The 23,001-nt window shown below is 51.1% G+C and carries 19 protein-coding genes; 13 read left to right on the forward strand and 6 right to left on the reverse strand.

The window, feature by feature from the left end; translation table 11 throughout:
- The first annotated feature begins 1 nt into the window (after nt 1).
- The gene (locus AC1XTG_RS00175) at nt 2-943 is read left to right on the forward strand and encodes a glycosyltransferase family 9 protein (protein WP_484840555.1); all 942 of its coding nucleotides are present in this window, start codon (nt 2-4) and stop codon (nt 941-943) included.
- Here AC1XTG_RS00175 and AC1XTG_RS00180 read toward each other — a convergent pair.
- Complete coding sequence (locus tag AC1XTG_RS00180; protein WP_484840556.1) at nt 909-2,297, reverse strand: Coenzyme F420 hydrogenase/dehydrogenase, beta subunit C-terminal domain; 1,389 nt, start codon at nt 2,295-2,297, stop codon at nt 909-911. The two genes, AC1XTG_RS00175 and AC1XTG_RS00180, sit on opposite strands and share 35 nt — an antisense overlap.
- Nucleotides 2,281-3,381 carry a polysaccharide pyruvyl transferase family protein gene (locus tag AC1XTG_RS00185; RefSeq protein WP_484840557.1) on the reverse strand — a complete coding sequence of 367 codons (1,101 nt, stop codon included), beginning with the start codon at nt 3,379-3,381 and terminating at the stop codon, nt 2,281-2,283. The genes AC1XTG_RS00180 and AC1XTG_RS00185 overlap by 17 nt, the downstream gene beginning before the upstream one ends.
- 160 nt (nt 3,382-3,541) lie before the next feature.
- Here AC1XTG_RS00185 and AC1XTG_RS00190 point away from each other — a divergent pair, with 160 nt between their 5' ends.
- Nucleotides 3,542-4,144 carry a histidine phosphatase family protein gene (locus AC1XTG_RS00190; protein ID WP_056288349.1) on the forward strand — a complete coding sequence of 201 codons (603 nt, stop codon included), beginning with the start codon at nt 3,542-3,544 and terminating at the stop codon, nt 4,142-4,144.
- An 8-nt stretch (nt 4,145-4,152) separates the two neighbouring features.
- On the opposite strand, the gene AC1XTG_RS00195 is transcribed toward AC1XTG_RS00190, so the two are convergent.
- Nucleotides 4,153-4,719: a DUF1003 domain-containing protein gene (locus AC1XTG_RS00195; RefSeq protein ID WP_056288346.1), complete on the reverse strand. Its 567-nt coding sequence runs from the start codon at nt 4,717-4,719 to the stop codon at nt 4,153-4,155.
- 803 nt (nt 4,720-5,522) lie between these two features.
- On the opposite strand from AC1XTG_RS00195, the gene AC1XTG_RS00200 reads away from it, so the two are divergent.
- The 8 genes from AC1XTG_RS00200 to AC1XTG_RS00235 all read left to right on the forward strand — a co-directional run bounded on the left by AC1XTG_RS00200 (nt 5,523) and on the right by AC1XTG_RS00235 (nt 15,151).
- Nucleotides 5,523-6,641, forward strand: a complete 1,119-nt coding sequence (locus AC1XTG_RS00200; protein WP_056288339.1) for an NAD-dependent epimerase/dehydratase family protein — start codon at nt 5,523-5,525, stop codon at nt 6,639-6,641.
- 69 nt (nt 6,642-6,710) lie between these two features.
- Nucleotides 6,711-8,741 carry an NAD-dependent epimerase/dehydratase family protein gene (locus AC1XTG_RS00205; RefSeq protein ID WP_484840558.1) on the forward strand — a complete coding sequence of 677 codons (2,031 nt, stop codon included), beginning with the start codon at nt 6,711-6,713 and terminating at the stop codon, nt 8,739-8,741.
- 11 nt (nt 8,742-8,752) lie between these two features.
- Nucleotides 8,753-9,706 (forward strand): MDR/zinc-dependent alcohol dehydrogenase-like family protein, encoded by a 954-nt coding sequence (locus AC1XTG_RS00210; protein WP_484840559.1) that lies wholly within the window; start codon nt 8,753-8,755, stop codon nt 9,704-9,706.
- Between the two features lie 11 nt (nt 9,707-9,717).
- Nucleotides 9,718-10,722, forward strand: coding sequence for a Gfo/Idh/MocA family protein (locus AC1XTG_RS00215; RefSeq protein ID WP_484840560.1), 1,005 nt, complete (start codon nt 9,718-9,720; stop codon nt 10,720-10,722).
- Between the two features lie 25 nt (nt 10,723-10,747).
- Entirely contained in the window at nt 10,748-11,833 is a 1,086-nt protein-coding gene (locus AC1XTG_RS00220) for a glycosyltransferase family 4 protein (RefSeq protein WP_162242757.1), read from the forward strand.
- Between the two features lie 2 nt (nt 11,834-11,835).
- Nucleotides 11,836-12,951 carry a CgeB family protein gene (locus AC1XTG_RS00225; protein WP_484840561.1) on the forward strand — a complete coding sequence of 372 codons (1,116 nt, stop codon included), beginning with the start codon at nt 11,836-11,838 and terminating at the stop codon, nt 12,949-12,951.
- Entirely contained in the window at nt 12,948-14,036 is a 1,089-nt protein-coding gene (locus AC1XTG_RS00230; protein WP_484840562.1) for a CgeB family protein, read from the forward strand. Before AC1XTG_RS00225 ends, AC1XTG_RS00230 begins: the two co-directional genes overlap by 4 nt.
- A complete protein-coding gene (locus tag AC1XTG_RS00235; protein WP_484840563.1) occupies nt 14,033-15,151 on the forward strand; it encodes a CgeB family protein in 1,119 nt (372 codons plus the stop codon). The genes AC1XTG_RS00230 and AC1XTG_RS00235 overlap by 4 nt, the downstream gene beginning before the upstream one ends.
- A gap of 24 nt (nt 15,152-15,175) precedes the next feature.
- On the opposite strand, the gene AC1XTG_RS00240 is transcribed toward AC1XTG_RS00235, so the two are convergent.
- The gene (locus AC1XTG_RS00240; protein WP_484840564.1) at nt 15,176-16,663 is read right to left on the reverse strand and encodes a glycoside hydrolase 5 family protein; all 1,488 of its coding nucleotides are present in this window, start codon (nt 16,661-16,663) and stop codon (nt 15,176-15,178) included.
- Between the two features lie 231 nt (nt 16,664-16,894).
- On the opposite strand from AC1XTG_RS00240, the gene AC1XTG_RS00245 reads away from it, so the two are divergent.
- Nucleotides 16,895-20,113, forward strand: coding sequence for a SusC/RagA family TonB-linked outer membrane protein (locus AC1XTG_RS00245; RefSeq protein WP_484840565.1), 3,219 nt, complete (start codon nt 16,895-16,897; stop codon nt 20,111-20,113).
- 9 nt (nt 20,114-20,122) lie between these two features.
- The gene (locus tag AC1XTG_RS00250) at nt 20,123-21,562 is read left to right on the forward strand and encodes a SusD/RagB family nutrient-binding outer membrane lipoprotein (protein ID WP_484840566.1); all 1,440 of its coding nucleotides are present in this window, start codon (nt 20,123-20,125) and stop codon (nt 21,560-21,562) included.
- Between the two features lie 65 nt (nt 21,563-21,627).
- Here AC1XTG_RS00250 and AC1XTG_RS00255 read toward each other — a convergent pair whose 3' ends face one another.
- Both AC1XTG_RS00255 and AC1XTG_RS00260 read right to left on the reverse strand, forming a co-directional pair.
- The gene (locus AC1XTG_RS00255) at nt 21,628-21,939 is read right to left on the reverse strand and encodes a hypothetical protein (protein ID WP_056288313.1); all 312 of its coding nucleotides are present in this window, start codon (nt 21,937-21,939) and stop codon (nt 21,628-21,630) included.
- Nucleotides 21,940-21,960: 21 nt separating this feature from the next.
- The gene (locus tag AC1XTG_RS00260) at nt 21,961-22,146 is read right to left on the reverse strand and encodes a DUF3606 domain-containing protein (protein ID WP_056288310.1); all 186 of its coding nucleotides are present in this window, start codon (nt 22,144-22,146) and stop codon (nt 21,961-21,963) included.
- A gap of 187 nt (nt 22,147-22,333) precedes the next feature.
- Here AC1XTG_RS00260 and AC1XTG_RS00265 point away from each other — a divergent pair, with 187 nt between their 5' ends.
- Entirely contained in the window at nt 22,334-22,987 is a 654-nt protein-coding gene (locus AC1XTG_RS00265) for a hypothetical protein (protein WP_056288305.1), read from the forward strand.
- Nucleotides 22,988-23,001 lie beyond the last annotated feature (14 nt).

Below are 23,001 nucleotides of genomic sequence, written 5' to 3' on the forward strand. Positions count from 1 at the left end.
TATGAGTGAAGAAGTACAGTCAAATGCTGCTGAAAAGTGGTTTGAGCTCATGCTCAATGGCGAATTCGAGGCAGTCTGGAAAATCAGTGATGAGGGTTTAAAGGCCAGGGCTGGGAAGTCTGAGCACCATCTACCCCGGCACTTTCAACATATCTGGCAGGGCGGATCGCTGGCGGACAAGCGTGTGCTTGTCCGCTGCTACCATGGTCTGGGTGATACCATCCAGTTTATCCGCTATGCGCCTTCGATCAGGCAAATCGCAAGCGAAGTAATTGTTTGGGTGCAGCCCGCACTCATTCCTTTGCTCCAAAACGTTGCAGGCATCGACAAGCTGCTGCAGCTTCACGATGGTACACCCGAGGTAGCCTATGATGTGGATATCGAGATTATGGAATGCCAGCATATTTTCCGTTCTACCCTCGACACGATCCCTCGTGAAGTGCCTTATATCTTCGTACAACCGCACTATTTGCCACATACCGAAGGTAATCTGGCAGTGGGGCTGGTCTGGAAATCGGGCGGGTGGGATGCGCGCCGCGACGTGCCTTTTGAATTATTGAAGACATTGTTCCGCGTACCCGGCCTGACTATTTTTATCATGCAGGCAGAAGCAGCCGCGTCAGGCTGGGAGGAAGGTTATGGGATCTACCCCGGCGCATTCGATCTTCCTGATTATTCAGCGGTGCTGAAAGGTCTCGATCTGGTGATTTCTGTGGATTCAATGCCGGTACATCTTGCCGGCGCGTTGGGAGTACCCGTATGGAACCTGCTGCACGCGCAGGCAGACTGGCGCTGGATGAAAGACCGGGAAGATAGTCCCTGGTACCCTACCATGCGGATCTTCCGTCAGGAAATGGCAGGCGAATGGGAGCCTGTGATAAAGAAAGTGACCGCGGAGCTGGAAAAGCTCAGCGGCCGTTCAATTGCAGATACCGTTTCCTGATCTCACTGAATTTTCCCTGATGATATGCGAGTCCGTGGTACACGGCAGCGGCCATGCGCGCCCATCTGAGATAGATTTCAGGCTCATGCTGCAATCTTGCACGGCGGAAAATGCGGTGGCTCCAGAGTGAAATATAGTGCCGGGTCCGGTAGATCAGCTTTCGCTGGAAAGTCGGACTGGCTGCGTCCGGCTTCACGCGTTTGCGTGTTTTGGAGCGTCCTGCCGCCCAGGTAAGCCGGTAAGCAAGCCCCTCGCGGCGCTGCCGGAATCCAGCTGCCTGCGTTTGCGCCACGAAATCCCCATCGACCGATTCAAGCTGCAGGCGGCCTGCCGCCACTGCCTCTTTCACCAAACCTGAAATCAGCTCGTTTCTGACAATCACCACGTTAGTGCCGCGTCCGTCTGACGAATAAGGTTCTACCCAGGCATCCCCGAATGCGATATCGGCGGTTTCAGCTACTACGTCGTCGCAGAAGTTACAGGCGTGGTTCATGAAAAAACCTGCGCCCCAGTCTCCGTCTGCCAGGTGCCACCAGTCTTTGTACGTCGATTCTCCATTGTTCATCGTCAGCTCGGCGGTGTAAAGATTGGCTGGCCGGGTCGGATCTTTACGCCGGTAATCCACACGGGAAATGTCGGTTGACGGAACATGCATTTGCCACGCAAAGCTCTCCACAAACCGCGCGCTTTTCATGTGGCCGCAAAACAATCCCAATGTAAACTTGATCCGCTCACGAAAAACAGGATCTTCCCGGCGCAGCAGGTGCACAGCCTTGATAAAACAGGGAATGCCGACTACCGCATAATTGCCAGGCTTTTCACGGATCAAATCCAGTATCCCCGACATTTCGATCGGGTGATAGCGCGACTTCGCGCCTTCGAGGATCTCTGTCTCGGTTGTGGATATACGATAGTGAAAATACCGTCCATTGGTCTGCGGATCTGTCTCCGTGACAACGTGCGCTACTCCGTCGATCAGCCCCAGCCGCAGCAGCTCGGTGGCTACCCAGCTGACCATCCCGCCAGAGCTACCAAGAACTCGAAACTCCTTTTCAGCCACGTGCCCCACGTAAGCAGACTCAACTACACCCAGGAGCGGGTGCTTTTCTTGCTGTGTACCAAACTGTTCCGCAGCAATTTGATCTTCATCAGCCGCGCCGCGTGAAAAGGGGCAGGTACGCGTAAATGTTTCTGAATCCTGGTGCAGCCAATATTGCGGACCAGCCGGTTTGAGCTGGCCGAATTCGTCGAACTGCATTCGGATGTCGCCTGATCCTGCCTGCGCCACGCAGCTGCCACATCCAATGCATAAACCTGCATCAATGATCTCGCCGGGGCTAAGGAGTTGGTTCATGCGTGAGTTGTTTAAGGCTAAGCGCCTCGTCAAGGTAATGATCCGAAACCTGACGGAGCCGTATAATATTCTCGAAAACTGCCTGATCAAGTGGCTGAGAAAGCAGCTGACTTACGATTGCAGAATCTGTATTTTCATTGATCAAATGCTTATCTGCCCCCAGCGTGGCCAGCAGGCCCTGCACTTTGAAGCTGCGATAGGAGGTAACTTCCGTCACAAACGGCCGCTCATTCCGGATCGCGAACACGCAGCCGTGGAAAAAGTTGGTCGCCACAGCTTCGGCTTTCGCCATGAAATGCGCAAAATCGTGCGGGTCAGCTGTAATCCATTGTTCGTCTGCCCAGTCGTTACGGTAACCAATGCTGATCAGCGGCAGCTTGCTGGATTCGGCATATGCTTTGATTTTGGAGATATAAGAATCAGAAAAGTTGTGTCCGTAAACGGCGATATAAGGTTTTTCCCAATACGCACTTTCGCGTGGATCAGGGATGATCGGGAACTGGAGACAAGGATCCAAAACGATCACAGGCTCGAATCCAAGCGCATTCTTGACGATCGTTTGTGAATTTTCATCCCTTACCGCAATGCTTTCGAAATTACGCAGCCGCTGTGCCCAGCTTTCTTCCAATCCTTCCGAAGCAGGGTAGTTACCATAGCTGGCCGCATAAGAAATCAGGTGTTTGGCTTTCACGCCTTCTCCGTAAAATAGCGGGTTACGTCCATACCAAGGATGGTACAGATTCCACACCTCGTCGCTTCCTACCACTACCACATCGTAGTCTTCCATCTCTTCCGGACGGTCCAGCTCAAAGCGGGGAGAAAGCGGGAGTGACTCGAAAATTTCGAAAAATCGCTCTACTTTCTGGCGGTAAACCGGGTGGTCGGATTCAGAAACATGGGTAGGTAATGTAGGCTGTAATGCACATTTCCATTCCGCCATATTGACCCGCCGGGAGTCGTGGTCGAGGATCGTGGAACTGTGTCCGCGTGATTGTAAACCTTCTGCCAGGCAGCGCGCCTGCCAGTAGCTACCATAATTAATACAACGGTGAAAAGTCAGTACTCCGGTTTTTAAAACACTCATTCGGTATAAGGACAGTTATTTTAGGAAAGTGCAGTTATAAAGCTCCTTTTCGCACGATTTTTGAGCTGCGTCAATAATCTTCAATTTTTATGTAAAAAGAATGCCAAAGTACTTGCATTGGCATTCTGACAACTTGCGTAAACAGTAATCAACGATTTACATGACCCGATTTCTTCTGATCCGGCACGCGACTACCGACTCGGTGGGAAAGCGATTGTCCGGCCGAACACCACAGGTATCTTTAAATGAAGCAGGACGCGCCGAAGCTGAAAGGCTTGCAAAGCAGCTCACCGGCGTGACGATCCACGCCATTTACACCAGTCCGCTGGAACGCACGACTGAAACGGCCACGTTCGTTGCCAGGCCGCATAACCTGCAACCAGTCAGCCAGGAAGATTTCCTCGAGATCAACTTCGGGGAATGGACCAATGCTACATTTGCCGAGCTCGACGCCCTCCCGGAATTCCGGCATTTCAACACATTCAGGAGCGGCACGCGCATTCCCGGCGGCGAAACCATGCTCGAAGCACAGGCGCGAATGGTAGGAGGGATTGAAAAACTTTGTCGCCGGCACCCGGGCGAAACGGTCGCCATTGTGAGCCACTCGGATATGATCAAAGCTACCATCGCTTATTACACCGGCGTGCATCTTGATCTTTTCCAGCGCATTGAAGTGAGTCCCGCTTCGGTGAGTATCATCGAAGTTGGTGCTGATTACGCCGGCATCAAGCTGGTGAATTATACGGGTGAGCTGGCGTTCTGATCCTGCGGCTATTTCTTGTCTTGCTTGGCTTCAAGCCCCGCTTCTTTCCGGTGCTGTTCCATTGTTTCCAGCACCTGTTCGGGGCGAACATCTTTGGCAAGACTGTCAATCTCAGCATCATAGGATTCGGGAATATCCATTTTCTTGGCCATCGCCGTGGTGAGCTGGATCAGGCGCGTGATCTCGTGCTCAGCCAGCAGGTTTACCTGCAGGTTCAGCTCGGCGCGCCGGTCAGCCTCTGCATTCATCCGGTTCTGACTGATCAGTACAAATGTGGAGAGGAAAATAGCTTCCACGGAAGCAAACATGGCGAGTACCACAAAAGACTCGTCAAAGGGTTTCAGTCCGAGCCAGCCCAGGTTCCAGATGATCCAGATCACGAACATCGTGAGGTGAATGTATACGAACAGCATACTTCCGGTAAAGCCGGTAATGGAGTCGGCCAGTCTTTCCTCAAAAGTTTTCCTGCGTTGTTCTTCCTTGGTTCTTTCCAGCAACGCGCTGATATTGCGCGTAACGATCTTCATTTCAGGGGCGTTTGCGTGATCCGTTTCGTTTTGTGTTGGGCTGCCCATGTTCAGTTTGTTTAATCCGGCCGCTCCGGTCTACTATCGTGCCACTGAAAAGACCCGGATAAAATTGCATTATTCCTGGCTCTTCATTTTTCAGTCAAATCCTGCCTGTAAGCTGTTATCTTACCCGCAGTTTTTTCAAATACATGAAACAACCGGCGCGGGTCGCATTCTCCTCTCCCAATTTTGTTCGTATGAAATCGAAAATTGAGGGTAAGAAAATTTTGTCCGATAGGTGTTACACTGTTGAAATTGTCCGGGAGTTTGTAGGGAAACATCCCCAGATGGGATCAACAGGTGGTTTGTTCTCTACATGTGGTTACATGATTTATTAAAAATTTCGCCTTTTTTGCCGACTTTCTGCCTGCAAAATCAGGACAAGCCATTTGTCTCCCGGTGTAAAGCCGCTCTGTTCCATTTTCCCTCTTCAGGTACTTACCAGCTTGATTTTCTTGCAAATGACATGCCCACTTTTCAGTAATGCCGGTCGGCGGTCTGCATCATCTTCTACTACTTTATAGCTCCGGCCGCAGCTTCGTATACCGACTTAGGTACAAAGCTTGTAGTACCCAGCGACGAAAATTCGGGTTCACACATTTGTCCCCATCATCGGAGGAAGTGTCCCGCAGCCAGATTCAGGAGGCATATTCCCGCAAGTTGTAGGCCTGGATAATCCGGATTGTTCCGCGCTTGGTGCAAGCAGGAATCTTTGATTTTGCAGCCGGGAAGCACAATTGGACAGCGGGTAGAATTGTAATTTTTATAGAAAGTAAACTGAACGAATAACTAACCTCAAAGATCATACAATGAGCAAAACAGTTCTAATAACAGGAGGTGCTGGTTTCATAGGTTCTCATTTGGCAAATGAGCTACTCGAAAGAGGGTATAATGTAAAAGCGCTGGATAATTTAAGCGAACAGGTCCACGGAAAGAACTGCACGCGTCCCGACTACCTCAATGAGGAAGTAGAGCTGATCGTCGGCGATGTGCGCGACCCTGAAAAAGTAAAGCAGGCATTGAAGGGTGTGGACGCAGTTTACCACTACGCCGCAATGGTAGGAGTGGGCCAGAGCATGTACCAGATCAAAGAGTATACGGATGTCAACAACTGCGGAACCGCTGTCCTGTTAGAAGCACTGATCAACAATCCCGTTGAAAAGCTGGTTGTAGCAAGCAGCATGAGCATTTATGGCGAAGGTTTGTACCGCGACAAGGCAGGTAAAATCAGTCCGGGCTACGAGCGTGACCTTAACCACCTGAAATCGGGCAACTGGGAGTTGATGGATGCAAACGGTGATCTTTTAACCCCTTATCCGACCCCGGAAACCAAAGCACCGTCACTGGCTTCGGTGTATGCGCTTTCCAAATATGATCAGGAGCGCATGTGCCTCATGATCGGTAAAGCTTATAACATCCCGACTGTCGCATTGCGGTTTTTCAATGTGTACGGTACCAATCAGGCACTGTCAAATCCTTACACCGGCGTACTCGCGATTTTCGCGTCGCGACTGATGAATGGAAATGCGCCGATGATCTTCGAAGACGGCCGCCAGCAGCGTGATTTCGTAAGCGTACAGGATATCGCCCAGGCTTCGCGGCTTGCGCTTGAAACCAAAGCGGCGGAGTACGAATCCTTCAACGTAGGAAGCGGAAACGCTTATACCGTGGTGGAGATCGCCGAGAAAATGGCGCGTGTACTTGGCAAAGAGCACATTGAAGCAGAGATATCAGGTAAATACCGCGTAGGTGATATCCGGCATTGCTTCGCTGATATTACCAAAACAAAAGAAGTACTGGGTTATCAGCCTAAAATTTCCCTGGAAGAAGGTCTGGTGGAACTGGCTACCTGGCTGGAAGGACAAACCGCGGAAGACAAAGTTGCACACGCTAAAAACGAGTTGATGACAAGAGGTCTGACCGTTTGAAATATAGTTTCTAATCTATAAACACGCAAACGAAATATGGTGCCGGAAATCCCCTTGAATAGAAAAGATATGGAATATGAAAACAATAATGTGGGACTTGTACAATGGTTCCATATCAATCAGCACCGGGAAGTGGAGAAGGCAGTGGAGGAGTTTGAGAAACTGGGTGTTGCACGCATTCGTACAAATATCTCTTGGGCAGACTGGCATCTGCCGGAAGGAAAAGAATGGTTCGACTGGCTGTTTGCGACGATAGGCAAGAAGCTGGAAATACTGCCTTGCATATTGTACACACCGCCATCGATCGCATTGAAGCCGAAATCGTCTGCACCGCCGCGCAATGCGAAGGATTATGCAGATTTTGTGGACACCATCATCACCAGGTACGGCGAATATTTCGAATATGTGGAGCTTTGGAATGAGCCCAATAACCAGGCTGAATACGATTTTACATTGGATCCGGACTGGAATATATTCTGCGAAATGATCGGTTCGGCGGCAAACTGGGCGAGACAGCGCGGAAAGAAAACGGTACTCGGCGGAATGAGCCCCATTGATGCCAACTGGCTGAATGAAATGTTCAGAAAGGGCTTGATGGAGCATATTGACGTAGTGGGTGTGCACGGTTTCCCCGACGTATTTGATTACAACTGGGAAGGCTGGCAGGCCGAGATCAGCAAGGTGCGCGAGGTGCTGAACAACCACCAGTCCAATGCAGCACTATGGATTACCGAAGCCGGGTTTTCTACCTGGCAGAAGAATGAGCGCAAGCAGGTGATGGAGTTTATCAATGCGCTTGAAGCCGGTGCCGACCGCGTGTACTGGTACACATTGAAAGATCTGTCGGCCGAGCTGCCGGCGGTGGACAGGTTTCACCTTGACGAGCGTGAGTATTATTTTGGTATAAAAAATGAGGACAACTCGCCAAAACTGCTCTACACGCTGCTCGCCGACAGCGGAGTAACCGGCGTTAAGCAATACGAATGGATGACTCAGCCGCTTCAAGGCGCAAATGCAGACGAACAATATACATTGATCACAGGCGGCGCGGGCTTTGTAGGTACCAACCTCGCTGAGCGGATACTGAGCTCGGGTAAGCCTGTGCTGATCTTTGATAACCTGTCCCGCGCAGGCGTACAGAACAACCTGTATTGGCTCAAAGAAAGATACCCCGATAAATTGCTCGTGATGGTAGGCGATATCCGCGACAAGCATGCTGTTAAGCAGGCTGTTTCGGGTGCTTCGCAGATATTTCATTTTGCAGCGCAGGTGGCGGTAACGTCAAGTCTTACCAATCCCTACCACGATTTCGAGGTAAATGCATTGGGCACGCTCAACCTGCTCGAAGCGATCAGAAATTCGGATCACAAGCCGCCGGTTGTTTTCACGTCCACCAACAAAGTGTACGGTGATCTGCACGATTTGGGCATGTCGGTGAATGAAACACGTTACTTTCCGGAGAATAAATATGTTGCGGAAAATGGGATTGACGAGGAACGTAACCTCGATTTCCACAGTCCGTACGGCTGTACCAAAGGTGTAGCCGACCAGTACATCCTCGATTACGCCCGCACATTCGGTTTGAAGAGCGTGGTGTTCCGGATGAGCTGCATTTATGGTCCGCACCAGTTTGGTACCGAAGACCAGGGCTGGGTAGCTCACTTCCTGATCCAGGCGCTGAAAGGCAAGCCGATCACGCTGTACGGCGACGGAAAGCAGGTTCGCGATATCCTGTTTGTTGAAGACCTGGTAGATGCATTCCTGCTCGCAGAGAAACACATGGACCGGATCAGCGGCAATGCATTTAACATTGGAGGCGGCGTCGGAAATACTGTCAGTTTACTTGAACTGATTGATATGATCAAGCTGATCACAGGCGATAAGCCCGAAGTGAAAATGGAAGAATGGCGTTCCAGTGACCAGAAATACTATGTTTCCAATTTTGACAAACTGAAAGCGGCCACAGGTTGGAGCCCGGCGACAGGTACCATGGAAGGTATAGCCAAGCTGCACGAATGGTTGATGGAAAACGCACATATTTCATTGGACAAAACAAAAAAGGCGAAATCCGCTGAGAAGAAAACAACTCCTATTTTTTAAAATACCCGAAAATGATTGCAGCAGTACTGACCAAACCTGGTCTTTTCGAAATACAGAAAGTAGGCATACCGGAGTTAAAAGAAGATGATATCAGAATAAAGGTGGAAGGCTGCGGTGTATGTGCATCGAGCCTGCCGCTGTGGGAAGGCCGCGAATGGTTTGGGTACCCGGTGGAAGCCGGTGCGCCCGGACATGAAGGCTGGGGGATCGTGGATCAGGTGGGCGACAAAGTGACGGGTTTGAAATCCGGAGACAGAGTTGCATTCCTTTCTGGCAAGGCTTATGCCGAATATGACATTGCACCTGAAAGTGCAGTGGTAAAGCTGCCCGATAACCTGAATGGTGTACAGTTTCCCGGCGAACCGCTGGGCTGCGCGATGAACATCTTCGAGCGAAGCGACATTTCAGAAGGAGATACCGTGGCCATTATCGGCATGGGTTTTCTGGGTGTTTTGCTTTGTCAATTAGCTAAAAAGCGGGGTGCAAAAGTGATCGCTATATCCAAAAGAGACTTCTCCCTGGGTTATGCGGAACAAAATGGCGCTGATGAAGTGATCCCGCTGACAAGTACCTGGGAGGTTGCCAATAAAGTCTCTGAAATTACCGGCGGTGCATTTTGCAGCCGCGTGATCGAAGCGACCGGCAAGCAGGAAGCCATTGATATTGCTACTGAAATCGTGGCAGAAGGCGGCCGACTGATGATCGCGGGTTACCACCAGGACGGAATGCGCCAGGTTAACTTTCAGAAGTGGAACTGGAAAGGCATCGACGTGATCAATGCGCATGAGCGTAAGCCGGAACGGTACCTGAGCGGAATGCAGCAGGCAGTAGCCGCGGTTGTCGACGGAACGATCCGCCCGGCTGACCTGTACACACACATTTTCCGGATAGAAGAGCTGGCGAAAGGTTTTGAAATGACCGCCAGCCGCCCGGACGGATTTATGAAAGCGCTTATTCAGATATAACATTCACGAGTTTGGAAATTTCGACTAACACAAAACCTGCGCTGGCTTTTGCGGGGGTAGGCTGGATAGGCCGCAGCAGAATGCAGGCTGCAATCGAGAGCGGCACAGCAGAAATTGCGCTCTTAACCGACCCGTCTGCCGAGTGCATTACCGAAGCATTGAAAATGGCGCCGGGCTCCAAAACCGTTTCTTCTTTTGAGGAAGCGATTGCAGATCCGGACATTGATGGCGTGGTGATCGCTACGCCTAGTGCGCTTCATATGGAGCAGGCGGTTGCCGCATTTGAAAACAACAAGGCCGTTTTTTGTCAAAAACCACTGGGGCGCAATGCGTCTGAGGTAGCTGCTGTGATCGCCGCTGCTGAAAAAGCGGATAAGCTGCTTGGCGCTGATTTCTCTTACCGCTATACTGCTGCTTTTCAGCAAATCCTGCCCATTATCTCGTCCGGCGAGCTCGGACAGATCTTTGCAGTCGATCTGAAATTTCACAATGCATACGGTCCTGATAAAGCATGGTTTTACGATATGAAGCAATCCGGCGGCGGCTGCGTGCTCGACCTGGGCATTCACCTGATCGACCTGATGCTCTATGCCCTCGATTTCCCTGAGGTAACTGCATTGAACAGCAGTTTATACAGCAAGGGTGTTTCGGTGAAAGGGAAAAATGAGGTGGAGGATTACGCCAACGTTTCGCTTGAACTGGCAACCGGCACCAATGCGCAGCTTTCGTGCAGCTGGAATTTGCAGGCAGGGCAGGAGGCAGTCATTGAGGCTTCTTTTTACGGTACCAAAGGCGGGGTCTCGCTTAAAAACGTGAACGGGTCTTTTTATGATTTTACAGGTTCCCGTTACTGGGGTACCAAAACAGAAACGCTCGTGAGCCCGCCGGATGCCTGGGGAGGAAGAGCATTGACAGACTGGATACAAAAACTTTCGGTGAACACGGCCTTCGACGCCTCGGCAGCACAATACCTGCCTTCGGCCGAAGTGCTGGACCGCATTTATGGACGCAGCTAATCACATATCGCCCCTCAAAGTACTCATGACCGCCGATACAGTTGGCGGCGTATGGACCTATTCCGTAGAGCTTTGCCGGGCGCTGGCTGACTATCATGTGCATTTTCACCTGGTTACCATGGGTGCAAAAATGCAGCCCTGGCAGGCAGCTGAAATTGGTGCGCTGGACAATGTAACTGTCTACGAAACAGATTACAAGCTGGAATGGATGGACAATCCCTGGGAGGAAGTGGACGAAGCAGGCGCTTATTTATTGTCTCTGCAAAAAGCGGTACAAGCCGACCTGGTTCATTTAAACGGCTATGTACACGGCGCATTGAAATGGGATGTGCCGGTCATTTCGGTTGCGCACAGCGACGTATTCTCGTGGTTCAGGGCAGTTGCTAAAACAAACCCGCCTGCGGATTGGGATACGTATTTTACAAAAGTCCAAAGCGGCTTGCAGCAGGCAGATCACATTGTAGCCCCTTCCCGGGCGATGATGGACGAACTGGATGCGATTTATTCTTTACACGAAAACCATTCGGTGATTTACAACGCCCGCGGTGCAGACCGGGTTTTTTGTGGTAAAAAAGAAAAGACGGTGCTCTGTATGGGCAGGATCTGGGATGAAGCCAAGAACGTGAAGCTGCTGACCGACGCCGCACCCCTGATCCGCTACCCGATCAAAATCGCAGGCGAAACACAGTTTGAAAATAACAGCACGGAGGTGCAGCAGAGTAATATCTGCCACCTGGGCAAGCTGGGTTCCGAGGCTATTGCCAAGGCACTTTCCACGGCCAGCGTGTATGCATTACCGGCCAGGTACGAACCGTTCGGGCTGTCGGTGCTCGAAGCGGCATTGTCGCATTGTGCATTGGTGCTCGGCGACATTCCTTCCTTGCGGGAAATCTGGCAGGATCATGCGATTTACGTTCAAACAGACAATCCGCAGCAACTGGCCGATACGATCAATGCATTGATGCAAGACGAGGAAAACCTGAATAAAATGGCTGAAAAAGCCCTTCAGCGCGCACAGCAATTTACCACAGGCAACATGGGCAGATCCTACGCAGAACTGTACCAGCAGCTGGTAGAACAGTTTGAAGCGGCACAACGAAACATCCTTTAACTATGAATATTGTCCTTTTTTACCATTCCCTGCTTTCGGACTGGAACCACGGAAACGCACATTTCCTAAGGGGAATCGCCACCGAGCTGATCAAGAGAGGGAATACCGTAAGCATTTACGAGCCCAAAGATGCGTGGAGCCTGCAGAACCTAATTGCAGATTACGGGCAGGAAGCAGTGCAGGAACTGCAAAATTACTACCCGCTCCTGAGCAGCATTCAGTACGATCCGGCCACGCTGGACCTGGATGAAGTACTTAAAGATGCCGATCTGGTGCTGGTGCACGAATGGAATGAACATGCATTGGTGAAGGCAATTGGTGAAAAAAGGAAGAAGTACTCTTTCAAGCTGTTGTTCCACGACACGCACCACCGCGCCGTAACCGAGAAGGCGAGCATGAGCGCGTATGATATTTCCAACTACGATGGCGTACTCGCATTTGGCGGCAAGATCAGGGACATTTATCTGTCAGAAAAATGGACTAAAAACGCGTGGACCTGGCATGAGGCTGCGGATACCAATGTTTTTCATCCCATTGAAAATACCGGCTACGAAGGTGATTTTGTGTGGGTGGGCAACTGGGGCGACGAGGAGCGTACAAAGGAGCTTTTCGAGTTCATTATCGAACCCGTGAAAGAAATGAAGCTGAAAGCGAAGATATACGGCGTGCGCTACCCTGATCACGCAAAAGCGGCTTTGGCCGACGCAGGTATCGAGTATGCAGGCTGGCTGCCCAACTTCAAAGCGCCGGAGGTTTTTTCGAAATACCGGTTTACAGCACACGTGCCGCGTGGCCCGTATGTAAAAGCATTGCCGGGTATCCCGACGATCCGTCCATTTGAGGCGCTTGCCTGTGGTATCCCGCTTATTTCGGCTCCGTGGGATGATACAGAAAACCTGTTTACTCCCGGAAAGGATTTTGTTTTTGCCAAAAATAAAGAAGAAATGAAGCGGTGGATCGACCGCGTGCTGACAGACGAAAGCCTGGTAAGAGAAATGACCACGCACGGACTGGAAACGATCCGCAGCAAGCATACCTGCGCACACCGTACAGATGAATTGTACCAGATATGCGAGGAGCTGGGTGTTAACAACTTAAACCAAACTATGACGCTATGAAATTTGCATTCTTCGGTTCGAGCCTTGTTTCAGCTTACTGGAACGGCGCTGCAACCTATTACCGCGGCATTATCCGCGCTATGAATGAACTCGGGCACGAGATCACATTTTACGAGCCCGACGCTTATGACCGTCAGAAAAACCGGGATATGGATGATCCTGATTGGGCACGTATTGTCGTTTACCAGCCCAATGAGGAAGATGTAGCCAAGGTGCTGAATGACGCGATGGATGCAGATGTGATCATCAAAACGAGTGGGGTAGGGGTGTTTGACGAGTTACTTGAAAAAGAAGTTGCGGCCCTAGGCCAACGTGACAAGTTCGTGATCTTCTGGGATGTGGATGCGCCTGCGACGCTGGACCGCGTACATCACAATGAAAATGATTATTTCAAAGACCTCATTCCGCAGTACGATCTTATATTGACTTACGGCGGCGGTGATCCTGTAATCACTGCGTATACAGCGCTGGGCGCAAGAAAATGTGTGCCGATCTACAATGCGCTCGATCCGGCTACGCACCATCCCGTTGAAACGCAGACGCGCTTTGAAGGTGACCTGGTGTTTTTGGGTAACAGACTGCCTGACCGTGAAAAGCGCGTGGAAGATTTCTTCCTGAAAGTGGCGGCGGAAATGCCTGAGCAACGTTTTATACTGGGCGGCAATGGCTGGCACGATAAGCCGATGTCTTCCAACATCAACTACATCGGACACGTATTTACAAAAGACCATAATGCATTGAACTGCTCGCCGAAAGCGATCCTGAACATCAGTCGCGACAGCATGGCCAAGTACGGCTTCTCGCCCGCAACCCGCGTGTTTGAAGCAGCCGGAGCAGGTGCATGCATTATCACCGATTACTGGGAAGGTATCGAGTTCTTCTTCGAGCCGGGGATAGAGATCCTGGTAGCCAGAAGCGGGGACGAAGTACGGAGCCTGCTTACTTCTCTCACAGCAGAGCACGCAGCGCAGATCGGACAGGCAGCTTTGAATAAAGTTTTGGAAAAACATACATATGCGCACCGTGCCGTGGAGCTGGACAAGCTTTTAAAAGATGAGCTTACATTAAACAAAGCGGCGGTATGACGGAAGGTAATTTGAAAATAGTGGTACTGGGTTTATCCATTACCTCTTCGTGGGGAAATGGCCACGCTACTACGTTCAGGGGATTGATCCGTGAGCTGCACCAGAACGGACACGATGTTACATTCCTGGAACGCGATGTACCCTGGTATGCTTCCAACCGCGACCTGAAAGATTTTTCGTACTGCAAAACGATCCTTTACCAGAACATCGACGAGCTGAAAGCCGCTCATTCAGAAACGATCAGGAATGCAGACCTGGTGGTGGTAGGCTCCTATGTGCCGGAAGGCGTAGAGGTAGGAAGGTTCGTAACGGAAACGGCCGAGGGTATCACCGCATTTTACGACATTGATACGCCGGTGACACTCGCAAAGATCAAAAAGGAGGACTACGAATACCTGCACCCGGACCTGATCCCGCTGTACAATATGTACCTGAGCTTTACCGGCGGGCCTACTTTGACTTACCTGGAAGAACATTACGGCTCACCCATGGCGCGTCCGTTTTATTGCTCTTTCGATCCCGAACTCTATTATCCCGAAGCACACGAAAAGCAATGGGACCTGGGGTACCTGGGTACTTACAGCGACGACCGCCAGCCTCCGCTCAAAGCATTAATGCTGGATGCAGCTGAAAAAATGCCTGACGGGAAGTTTGTAGTAGCAGGTCCGCAATATCCCGGCGATATTCAATGGGCGGGCAACGTGGCGCGCATTGAACATTTGCCGCCTTCGGAGCACCGGAAATTTTATAATAGTCAGCGCTTCACAATGAATATCACGCGGGCAGATATGATCCGAGCGGGTTACTCGCCAAGCGTGCGGCTGTTTGAAGCAGCTGCCTGCAACACGCCGATCATCAGCGACTACTGGGAAGGATTGGATACGATCTTTGAGCCCGGTAAAGAGATCCTGATCTCGCGTTCTGCTGAGGACACGATTGATTTTTTAACCAACATCACGGAAGGCGAGCGGCAGGCCATTGCAGAAAATGCAAGACGCAAAGTGCTGGAATTCCATACCGCCGCACACCGCGCTACCGAACTTGAAGGGTATTATGCCGAGGCAATGCGCATGCGTGAAGCAACTACCGCCGAAATCAGGCCTGATACCTATTGAACCAGCATTCGGCCGCAAACTGATTTACACATTTGCACGAACTGCCACAGCCAGATCAGCAACGAACCGGGGAAGCTGGATCGCCAGCATCCCCGGCGTTATCAGCTCTACTTCTTGCTGCCCCACTATCACTCCATTCAATGTGTCCCAAAAATGAACTGAATAAGTACCCGCGGACATGCCCGGTACTTGGACAGTCACATCAATGGAGGACGCATTTTCATTCAGTATTTTCAGATTGCCGGCTTTCTTGACCAGTGTATCGGTACGCATTGCCCATAAGACCGCCTGCTGGCTGTCGGCGCTGGCGAATACAGCCACATGGTGGTTGCTTGAAGCAATTTCTTCATTCAGATTTTTCCTGCGGAAATTTTTCCAGTCGATCAGGCTTGTGAAGCCTGACAAGCTACGTTGCGCCAGCCGCATGCCGGGCGTCAGACAATGCGGGTGCCGGTTAGGCCAGCGCATGCCGCCGCCTGCTGCTCCCGACGCAAGGTGCGCCCATTGTATGTGGCGGAAATACTCGTCGTCGAAAAAAGCCGGAAATGTGATATGCTTGTCTTTAAACGCGTGAATGGGTCCGTGCTCACTGTCGAAAAACGGTCTGTCGGGTGGTAAGTGAGACAGCGCTTCTCTTACAAGCCGGCCCGTAGCGATAGCCGATGCAACGGTATCCTTTGGATTGTCGATCGTGGCTGAATCGTAAAAATGGGTACTTGCAAAATCAAGGTCGGCGTGGCGGAAAATCACGTCGGCAGCCGCCGGGTGCTCGTTCAGTACCGGTCCGAATATGGATACGGTTTGCGGGTGAGTGCGCCCGTACAGCCGCATTTCGGTGGCCCGCAAATGGGTGCTCAGTTCGTGAACAAAGGTTTCGAAAACGTCGGTGCGCCCGCCTGCGTGTGCCGGGTGGATTTCATTCCAGAGATCCCAGGCAAAAAGAACACCGCTGCCGCCCCAGCGCTCGGCTACAAAGCTTAGCCTGTTTTTGACTGCCTGCAATGTGTCCGGACAAATCAGCCACTCGGAGCGTTTTTTACAGGGACCACCGTGTAACTTGTTGTAAGGATGGTGCCGCCAGCGTATCCACATCCAGAAAGTATCTACCGGAGTGAGGAGTATGCGGATGTTGTATTTCGCACAAAGTAGAAAAAGATCATCCCAGAGCCTGATCATGTTTGGTGAGAATTTACCTGCGGGTTTTTCAAAATACCGGTGCTCTCCCTGGGCATATTCCAGCATCAGCCGAATGCAGGTAACCCCGTGCGCAGCAAGCCAGGCGAGATAATCCGCTACCTGCTGCACGTTTTTACGCCTGAAAAGACCCTCCAATTCAGGCCAGGTAATGGCGTCGTTCTGCCCGATCGGCGTCCAGTTCTCACCTTCCCCAGTCACAAAATATGGTGTGCCCGGTGCCACCTGCACCCAGGGCAATGCATGCACGCCATTTAAAGACAACTGCAATCCGCGGTTATCCCTCGCTCCGTTACTTTCTTTTTCAAATAAGTCCATTAAAATCCTGCGCTGGTGACAACAATTAAAAAGATCAACAACCTCACCCAAAAACCCCCGCGCAAGACAAAATCATGCCAGGACAAACTCATAAACTCTAAACTCATAAACTCCCAAACGGCGACAAACGCCCTTCGTCCACGCCAGGATACCGTCTGCCGACGATGGTTTTAAAAGTCGCCAATTGGTTATTACTTCCTTTTTTGTCCAGTCCCAATTCCTATTATGTCCATGAAAAAACATCTATTCATCATCTTTTTCCTGCTTGCCGGCACTGCGGAAACGCTGCTGGCGCAGAACAGGGTCGTTATCGGAAAGATAAGCGACGCCAGCACCCGTGAGGCACTGCCCGGGGTGAGTATCCTGGTCAAAGGTACGCAGACAGGTACTGCCAGCGACACCGAGGGTAACTTCCGGATCGAAGTGCCTGCCAATGCACCTGTACTGGTTTTTAGCTTTATCGGCTATGCTACCATTGAAATGCCGGTAGGTTCGTCATCCACTATGGAAGTGACATTGCAGGCCGACACGCGCCAGCTGAGCGAAGTGGTGGTTACGGCGCTGGGTGTGGAGCGTACGCGTAATGCATTGCCCTATGCCGCCACCCAGATCGACGCGGCCGCAGTTACCGCCGGCAGAAACCCGAACCTTGTGAATTCGCTGGCGGGCAAGGTAGCCGGACTTAATATTACGCAAACCAACACGCTCGGTGGTTCTTCGAATGTGGTGATCAGGGGTATTAAGTCGCTTACAGGCAATAACCAGGCGCTTTTTGTGGTGGATGGTGTGCCTGTGAACAACGATGTGGCGAACACGCGCAGCCAGGTCACCGGTAGCGGTGGCTTCGACTATGGTAACCCTGCATCAGACATTAATCCCGACGACATTGCTTCGGTAACTGTCCTGAAAGGCGCTGCCTCCACTGCCTTGTACGGTTCCCGCGCTTCAAACGGGGTGATTTTGATTACCACCAAAAAGGGAAAAAAAGGACTGGGGGTAACGATCAACAGCGGGCTGACGGTTGGCGCTGTGGACAAGAAGACTTTGCCCGTTTACCAAAAAGAATACGGCGCGGGTTATGCGGCGGAATGGGGAGCTTTTGATGTTGACGGCGATGGCGTCGAGGATAACATTGTCCCATTCAGCGACGATGCTTCTTACGGCCATAAATTCGACCCCAACCTGATGGTGTATCATTGGGACGCATTTGATCCTACTTCGCCCAACTACAAAAAGGCCCGGCCCTGGGTAGCGGCAACACACGGCCCTGAGTACTTTTTTGAGAAATCGGTATCAACCAACAACAGTATTACCATCGACGGCGGGAGTGACAAGGCTACTTTCAAAGTAGGCTATAATCGCACAACCGACAAGGGGATTTTACCAAACAGCCGGATCTCCAAGAACATGATCAATTTTGGCGGTACCCTTCATATGACGTCTAAGCTGTCGGTTAATGCAAGTGCGAATTTTACGGAACAGGAAGGATTGGGCCGCTATGGTTCGGGGTACGGGTCCATTAACCCGATGCTCGGCTTTCGTCAGTGGTTTCAGACCAACGTGGATCTGAAAGAGCAAAAAGAAGCTTATTTCAGAACGAAGCAGAATATGGCGTGGAACTGGAAGGGGCCGGATGATCTGGAAGCGGCGTATTCCGACAATGCCTATTTCACACGCTACGAAAACTACCAGAACGACAAGCGGTACCGGACTTTCGGCAATATCTCGACAGTTTACAATGCAGCCGACTGGCTCAAAATTACGGGCCGACTGTCTCTCGACAGCTTCGACGAGGTGCAGGAAGAGCGCTTTGCGATCGGCAGTACGACCAATGAGAATATGCCTTATTACATCAAGTACAACCGCACTTTCCGCGAGTTCAACTTCGATCTTTTTGCCAACATACATAAGTCCCTTTCGAAAGACCTGGATCTGACGGGGCTTGTGGGGGCGAACATGCGGCGGTCGCAGCTCAATACCATGCGGGCTTCCACGAGCGGCGGGCTTGTGGTACCGCGGCTTTACGCATTGTCCAACTCGCGCAACCTGCTTTCGCCACCCATTGAAAGCGAGCAGAATATTGCTGTGGACGGTTTGTACGCCAATGCGACACTGGGTTTTCGGGAAATGCTTTTTCTGGATCTGTCGGCACGCCGCGAGCAGTCTTCCACTTTGCCAAAGGGAAGCAATGCTTACTTTTATCCCTCAGTCGCGCTTAGTTTTGCCTTTTCTGAATTGTTGAAAACGACTCCGTGGCTGTCGTACGGAAAGGTGAGAGCCAACTATGCCGAAGTGGGCAGTGATGCACCATTTGCCGCATTGGACAAGTACTACAACAAGCAGGATGAAGAAATAGGCTCGCCCATCGGTGGCTTCAATGGGATTCCGTTATACTCTGTGCCCAACACCCGCTTTAATCCAAACCTGAAACCGGAACGGACCAAAAGCACCGAGGTAGGGATCGAAATGGCGTTTTTCGGAAGCCGGGTAGGTTTTGACGTCACTACTTACCAGGCTAATACAATCAACCAGATCCTGCCCGTGACCGTGCCGACTACAAGCGGTTACAGCTACAAATACACGAATGCAGGAGAAGTATCAAACAAAGGCTGGGAAGTTTCAGTATTTGCCACGCCGGTGAAAACGGCGGACTTTTCATGGACGATCAATGCAAACTGGGCACGAAACAAGAATAAGGTAGAGTCGCTGGCAGAGGGTGATAATATGATCATCGCCACTTACCAGACGAGCGTTAGTTCCAATGCAACTGTTGGCAGGCCGTTCGGGATGCTGCGGGGTTCGGGATATGTGTACCACGAGAACGGTGGAAAGCTGATCGACTCGCGCGGGCAGTATGTACTGTCAGGCCCGACGAAAGAGATCGGTGACCCAAATCCCGACTGGGTAGGCGGCATCGGCAATACGGTGAGCTTCAAAGGAATCTCGCTGTATTTTTTGGTTGATGTAAAAAAAGGCGGACAGCTCTACAACCTGGATACATTTTACGGATTTGGAACAGGGCTTTATCCTGAAACAGCCGGACTTAATGAGCTGGGCAACCCGTCGCGGCTGCCGGTGGCGCAGGGCGGGGGAATACTGCTCGAAGGTGTCAAAGCAGACGGATCGCCCAACGATGTCAGGCTGGAAAACCGGGCTTACGCACTTGGCCCGTACGGACCTAACGAATCCCACATTTACGGTGCAGGGTTTGTAAAGCTGCGCGAAGCATCGTTGTCGTATGCATTGCCTGCCGGACTGATCTCGAAGCTGAAAGTGGTAAAGGGAATCGATCTCGCGCTAGTAGGGCGGAACCTTTGGATTATCCATAAAGACGTGCCTTACTCAGATCCAGAGGCAGGATTTGGCGCTGGTAATATCTCGATGGGCTACCTGGGAGGAGCCTACCCGACAGCACGCAACATCGGCTTCAATGTAAAACTCAGATTTTGACAAAACACCATGAAAAAGACCATTCTATATAGTATTGCGGCATTGTTTCTGACCGCGGGCTGCGTCAGTAACCTGGACGATGATTTTAATATCGACCCCAAGAAAGCCACGGATGTACCTGCCGCTACGTTGGTGAGCAATGCGCAGTTCAACCTGACAAGTATCATTACTACGCCGGATTATAACTACAATCCATTCAGGTACTATCTGCAATACTGGGCTGCGGTGCAGTATCCGGACGAAAGCCAGTACAACATCAATTCGCGCGAGATCAACAAGGCGTTCTGGGACGTGATATACCGCGATGTGCTCAGCGACCTGCGTGAGGCACGGAAGACCGTCGACGCCAATGCATTTCTCACAGCCGGTGAGCGCGCCAGCCAGGTTGCTGCCATTGAAATACTGGAAGTGTATGCATGGTCGGTACTGGTGAATACGTTCGGCAACATTCCCTATTCGCAGGCGCTGGATATCAACAATGTGCTGGCAGCTTATGAGGATGACGGGGCTATTTATGCAGACCTGATCAAGCGCCTCGACGCAGCAATCGCAAGCCTCAATGCCCACCCGGATGCAAGCGGGTTTTTAACGGGTGATCTGTACTACGGCGGCGATACGGAAAGCTGGCTTAAATTCGCGAACTCCCTCAAACTCCGGTTTGCGCTCACCATTGCGGACGTGGAACCTGCCAATGCCAAAAAGCTCGCCGAGGAAGCCGCGGCGCACGTTTTTACTTCACCGGAAGAAGATGCGCAGCTGAACTACACAGCAAACATGCCAACCGCAAACCCGATGTCGGACATACTTGCCAAAAGGGACGATAACGTGGCTGCCAATACACTTGTGGATGTGATGAATAAGTTATCGGACCCTCGCATTGACGAGTTCTTCCAGCCAGCCACAGCGGGGCCGAACGCTGGTAAGTATGTGGGCGGGGTTTACGGTGTTGCCAATGCTTACGCGCGGTACGCGCAGCCGGGTACTCTGCTCAGAGATCCTGTTTTGCCTGGTTTGCTCTTGTCGTATACCGAAGTTGAGTTTCTGCTCGCCGAAGCTAAGTTGCGCGGGTTTAATGTGCCTGGAACGGCGGCCGCGCATTACAATGCAGCAGTTACGTCTTCCATCGTGCACGATTTCGGGGGAACGCAGGCAGAAGCCAGCACTTACCTGACAAAGCCGGGGGTTGTTTTCGACGCGGCTAACTGGAAAAAAAGCATTGGTACTCAAAAGTGGATTGCAATGCATAACCAGCCGGTAGAAGGCTGGAAGGAGTGGAGAAGGCTGGATTATCCTGTTTTGCAAAAGCCGGCACAGGCTCTTTCTGAAATTCCGCTTCGTTTTCCATACCCGTTTTCGGAACAAAACCTGAATGGGGCAAACTACCGCGCGGCAGCTACGGCAATGGGCGGGGATGAGGTTACCTCACGCATTTTCTGGGACAAACCCTGAACTTATAAGTCTTAAAAACAAGCTGCCCGGAATGTATATATGCATTCCGGGCAGCTTGTTTTTGCCTAGTCGACCCGACCGAGCTCCTTTTTCAGGTTATACCATTTTGTTACATCGCCTTCTTCGGCATCTGTGTAGTTCTTGGCGAGGTAATCCAGGAATGCAAACTTCGCTTCGTCGGATTCCAGGAATAAGTGTTCTACAACACCTTCGGCTTTGATAAAGTACTGGTAGCCATCATTGGTGACTTCCTTGGTTGTATAAAACCGGCCTGATCCTTCAAAATTGGTAATTGAATCATACAGGTTGTAAACGTCTTCGTGATCGGCAAGGCTCACGCCTGAAAGCCATTCCTCATGATCAGTTGTTTTTTCCATTGTGGTTTGTTTTGATAAATTTCAATTCGCGTGGTTCTTTAAGTAAGCCTCGATCTTCTCACGGTTGCCGCCTACGGCTTTAATAGCTTCCATGATCTGCTCGCGGGTAGCGCCGCTTTTCTTTGCCAGATATTCAATTTCATAATCCTCGCTGGCGGAAACGCGACTGCGGTCGCGTGCGTCCTTTTTGGTCTTGTCGTCTGCCATGATCGTATTTTTTTAGTTTGTTGAACAAAGAATTTCGGGCATACCAGCAAAAACCGTGCTTGCATGCTTTTGAGGGCAGTCTTGCATTTGAAATTCGGGTAATTATTGAATAGCAGGCAGCGCAGGCAGCAGATAGCGTGTCTGTTAAATCAGTTGAAAAATGGTTTTAACAAGAAAAATTTGAACTATGCGAAAACTTCGACGCTACCTGCCGGCACTAGCTTTGCTCATTTTCGTTGCTTCCTGTTCACAGGATGAAGTTGCCAACCGCGAAACTGCGGTGAAGCTTGGAAAGGATTCTGTGAGCCTTCAACTCGGAACCTACCCGCTTTTTATAGCAGAAGCATACCGTTTTGTGGGATCAGATTCGGTCGATCTGATGCAGATTGATCCCAATTTCAACACTTACAGGAAGGAAGTGTATCTGGCATTTCGCCCGAGCGGAGGCTATATCAATTACTGGTTTGGCAGCGAGATCAACGAAGCGGCACAGCAGGGTGCATCATACACCTTTTCCATGAACATCAGAATAGAGCGGCCGATTGGTCTGCGCATTCACTGGGACGATGAAAAAGGAACGGCAGTGGTGGAATCGGAGGCAAATTCGCCTTTGCCAATGATTGTTCCGGGGAAATCGGCGTACCTGGAAACCAGTACTTACAGGATCTACAACACGCTGGAAGAAGCGCGGAATGCGACGGTAAAAGGCGGTGCCACATTCATTTACGAAGACACTGATCCGAAGCTCGGCAAGGTCACTTACAAGATCAGGTTAAAGCCGATGTACCAGTACTATCGCCAGCCAGGGCAGCAGAACGACGCCAAATTCGCGGTATTCTGATTAGTCCGTTGAAT

Source organism: Dyadobacter sp. HNCC25DJ183 (genome assembly GCF_056895175.1).